Annotated in this window: 4 protein-coding genes; 3 read left to right on the forward strand and 1 reads right to left on the reverse strand. The window is 52.6% G+C overall.

Annotated features, from left to right (window positions below):
* The coding region (locus NCN04_RS08395) for a bilin-binding protein (protein ID WP_502988770.1) at positions 1 to 262 on the reverse strand (262 nt) is incomplete at its 3' end.
* 222 nt (positions 263 to 484) lie between these two features.
* Between NCN04_RS08395 and glnA the strand changes: the two genes are divergently transcribed.
* The 3 genes from glnA to NCN04_RS08410 form a co-directional block, all read left to right on the forward strand.
* On the forward strand, positions 485 to 1906 hold the full coding sequence (glnA, locus tag NCN04_RS08400) for a type I glutamate--ammonia ligase (protein WP_250395788.1): 1422 nt from the start codon (positions 485 to 487) through the stop codon (positions 1904 to 1906).
* A gap of 615 nt (positions 1907 to 2521) precedes the next feature.
* Positions 2522 to 4024: an arginase family protein gene (locus NCN04_RS08405; RefSeq protein WP_250395789.1), complete on the forward strand. Its 1503-nt coding sequence runs from the start codon at positions 2522 to 2524 to the stop codon at positions 4022 to 4024.
* Positions 4014 to 4354 (forward strand): urea transporter (locus NCN04_RS08410; RefSeq protein WP_250395790.1); only part of this gene is annotated, 341 nt, incomplete at its 3' end. The genes NCN04_RS08405 and NCN04_RS08410, both read left to right, overlap by 11 nt.

Consider the following 4354-nt stretch of genomic DNA (forward strand, 5'->3'; position numbering starts at 1 on the left):
AGTCCATGTCGCGCAAACAAGCTGCAAGCCGACGGGTGGTGTAGGCATTGCCACCAGGCAAAAGCAACTCAGGGTCAGCGACAAACAGCCTTTGGCTGGCCTCTCGTACCAGCTCAGTCGCTTCGCGATTGATCAACTCAACGGCCTTGAGTCGCAACTGGGCTTGGCCGAAATATCCCTCAATACGATCGATCGCTGATCGATCGAAATAGCGACCCAATTGGTCGTAACGGCCGATCAACCCGGTGATGGCATCACGCATGATGGTGGGACGCTAGGGATCACTGGCTGGAAGGTAACACCACAAAGCCGACCAGAACGCACTCATCACCTGGGATCCAAGGAATTTGACAGAAACGGTTACCAAGCGCAGCTCCAAGCCTCACCAAGAGGCCTCCACTATTAAAAAAGTGCGCATTGATACAAAAGGGTGTCAGATCGATGCCTACGGTTAGAAACGATATTCTCGGCTGAAGCCTCAAACATGGCTAAAACTGCTCAGGACGTGCTTCGTCAGATCAAGGACGAAGGAATCGAGCTGATCGACCTCAAATTCAGCGATCTGCACGGCAAGTGGCAACACCTCACCGTGTGTTCAGACATGGTCGATGAGGATGCATTCAAGGAAGGCTTGGCCTTTGACGGATCCTCCATACGCGGCTGGAAAGCGATCAACGCGTCTGACATGTCCATGGTTCCAGACCCCGCCACAGCCTGGGTCGACCCTTTTTATCGCCATAAAACCCTCAGCCTGATCTGCTCGATCCAGGACCCAAGAACAGGGGACCCCTATGAGCGCTGCCCCCGTGCGTTGGCGCAGAAAGCTTTGGCTTATCTCTCCAATACAGGTCTGGCCGACAAGGCATTCTTTGGTCCCGAGCCTGAATTTTTTCTCTTCGATGACGTTCGCTACAACTCGAGCGAAGGCGGATGTTTCTACAGCGTTGACACCATTGAGGCTGGATGGAACTCCGGAAGGATGGAGGAAGGCGGAAACCTTGCTTATAAAATTCAACTGAAGGAAGGCTATTTCCCTGTCGCACCAAACGACACAGCACAAGACATTCGCTCCGAAATGTTATTAATGATGGCCCAATTGGGGATCCCAATTGAGAAGCATCACCATGAGGTAGCTGGTGCTGGCCAACACGAATTGGGAATGAAGTTCGACGAACTCATTCAAGCTGCCGATAACGTAATGACCTACAAATACGTTGTTCGCAACGTTGCAAAAAAGTACGGCAAAACAGCAACTTTCATGCCGAAACCTGTCTTTAATGACAACGGCACTGGCATGCACGTGCACCAAAGTCTTTGGAAGGGCGATCAACCCTTGTTCTTCGGGGAAGGCACCTACGCCAACTTGTCTCAGACAGCCCGTTGGTATATCGGCGGAATTTTGAAGCATGCGCCGAGCTTCCTAGCCTTCACTAACCCCACCACAAACAGCTACAAGCGACTTGTTCCTGGATTCGAAGCCCCTGTGAATTTGGTGTACTCCGAAGGCAACCGATCTGCTGCAGTTCGGATCCCCCTCACCGGCCCCAGCCCAAAAGCCAAACGCTTGGAATTCCGTTCCGGTGATGCTTTAGCGAATCCCTATTTGGCCTTTGCCGCCATGATGATGGCTGGGATCGATGGCATCAAAAACCAGATTGATCCTGGTGATGGATTCGATGGCGACCTCTTTGAGCTGCCAGCCGATCAGCTCAAGGACATTGCCACCGTTCCAGCATCACTGAACGGAGCCTTGGAAGCTTTGAATGCTGATCACCACTACCTAATGGAAGGTGGAGTGTTCACGAAAGACTTCATCGACAACTGGATCAATATCAAATACGAAGAGGTGCAGCAGTTGCGTCAGCGACCCCATCCCCACGAATTCACGATGTACTACGACGCCTGATCAAAAGGGCTTGGTAGCACTCAGGTCTTCAACAAGACCCCATATGATCCCCGTCATGGGGATCATTTTTTATGGGCAGAGAGGGGCTTAGAGATATTAGATCTGCTGCCAACTCAATGAAGGGAACAAACGCAACCAATGCAACCCACAATTACCCATCAAAAATATATTTACCTATACAATTAATTCAAGAAGCTATCGATCAATCAACCATTATGGGGTTCAGCCTGATCATTCATTTCTGCTTCGCTTCCTGAAGCAAAGCATGAAGCGTCTGCCGGAGGTCGTCTCATATACCCGGATCTACCACCAACATCACTTCTCCGGTTAGAGGCCACCGTTTAACTCGAGGCTACGAACGCAATCATCGAAGAGAGCAAGTTCAAAACCATCGTGGTGTTACCAATCACCTGGAACGCCCAATTGCGGGACCAAAGCCTGCAAACCCTCCACACTCCCTTGAAAATTGATCGGGAGCTTCTGGATGTTTTCCAATATTAACTTCACACGAAATCTGTATCCAATACAACAATATCTTCGAGGGTTTAAAGATCAAAGTCAATGATTTAGGCACACCATTCAGTTCCGATCAAGGATCCTCACTCGTGGACGTCCATGTCAACAATCCCTCTCGAGACCGAGCTCTCCTCTCTGTACGCCCTCTTTGATGTCAATGGAGATGGGGCCATCACTCCAGCCGAAGTGGAACAGGTGCTGAGCTCCATGTCGGGAATCATCGCTGAACAGGAAGCCAAGGTCCTACGCAAGTTCATCGAGAGCCAAGGTGCCGTCACCCGAGAGGACTTCCTGCACTGGGCAAACAAGCAGCCAGGGTTGGGAACCCATCAGCTGCTGAGAGATCTGTTTCACCTGGTGGACACGGATGGGAATGGTTGGCTCAATCACGATGAGCTCTCGACAATGGTGTCGCTGCTGGGCACACCAGAAGCATCCATTAATTCCCAGGAGTTGCTGGAGAGGCTTGATCGCGATGGGAACGCAAAGATCAGCGTTGATGAGTTTTTAACCCTGCTCGAGAACAACAACCGACTCAAATGTTCTCTTGCAGACTTAAAACGTTTAAAGAAAAGCCTGGCACAGATCAGCAGCACGGCTGGGCTGAATGGAGTGAGCCTTGTGGAGGTGGACTGTGACCTGGGAGCGGGACAACCAGGCGCAGGTGCAGGCATTGAGATGCTGAAAAGGGCTGTCGAACACCAGCAAGACCTCCAAAAAATGAGCGCAGGTTTGATCGCCGAGATTCGAGGAGAGCAAGCACCAACGGCCCATGCTGCCAGCGCGGGACAGAGCACCACACCCCACGCTCGTCACATCAAAACCATCGCTGGCGTAATGCACGACGCAGCGAATTTGGTGTGCACAACTCTTCAGCAGCAGTGCTTCCCACTCGTCCTTTCCGGAGACCACTCCACCGCTGCCTCAACAATTGCGGGGATCCGTCGTGCCCATCCTCAGTCGCGGCTTGGGGTGATCTGGATTGATGCCCACGCTGATATTCATTCCCCCTTCACGACGCCTTCGGGGAACATGCATGGAATGCCCTTGGCGATCGCCTGCGGGCACGACAACCTTTCAGAAGCGAGGAATGATCCAGACCCTGTCACCCGGAAACTCTGGAAGGATCTAAAGCAACTGCACGGTCTTGAATCTGCAGCGATCGACTTCCGTGATCTGATCTATGTAGGCGTCAGAGACACCGAGGCCGCTGAGGACGCCACCTTGGCCAACCACGCCATCCCAGTCATCAGCATCGAGGAGGTGAGACGCGATGGATCAATCAACGCTGCCAATCGCTGCCTATCCCACCTTGGCGACGTGGACCTGATCTATGTGAGCTTCGATGTGGATGCGTTGGATTCAACAATCTGCAAAGGCACAGGCACCCCAGTCCCAGGAGGTCTCTGGGCAAATGAGGCCATTCTCCTGTTACGCAAGCTTCTCTCAGATCCACGCGTGTGTTGCTGGGAAATTTGTGAAATCAATCCCCACCTTGATGAGCTCACTACGATGGCCGAGCTGTCTTTGGGCATCTTCAGGGCTGGGCTGGAGGTTCTTGGAGAACGGTTCAGCTCGACATCTTCATCCCATGCAAGCTGACGCACCCTCTATTTATGAGCTGCTGCAAGAGCTCCTGCCTCCGCCGCCACCGCCGGTAGAACGAAAGGGTTTGTTTGCTGAACAGCATTTCCCGACAGGCTCCTGGGGAAGCGCTCTACGCAGCTTTTCCCAAGTGATCTTTATCAACCATCCACTCAGTGGTGCCCTGCTGCTGCTGGCCTTTCTGATCCAATCGCCGTGGATGGCTCTCTTGGCTGTGTTGGGGATGGCTGCAGCAAACGCCGTTTCCAAGCTGCTGAATCTTGGCCAAAGCCTGCGCGATCAGGGAATCCACGGCTTCAACGGTGCACTTGTGGGATGTGCCGCGGC

This window comes from Synechococcus sp. MU1655, from assembly GCF_023630655.1.
Classification (GTDB): Bacteria; Cyanobacteriota; Cyanobacteriia; order PCC-6307; family Cyanobiaceae; genus Synechococcus_C.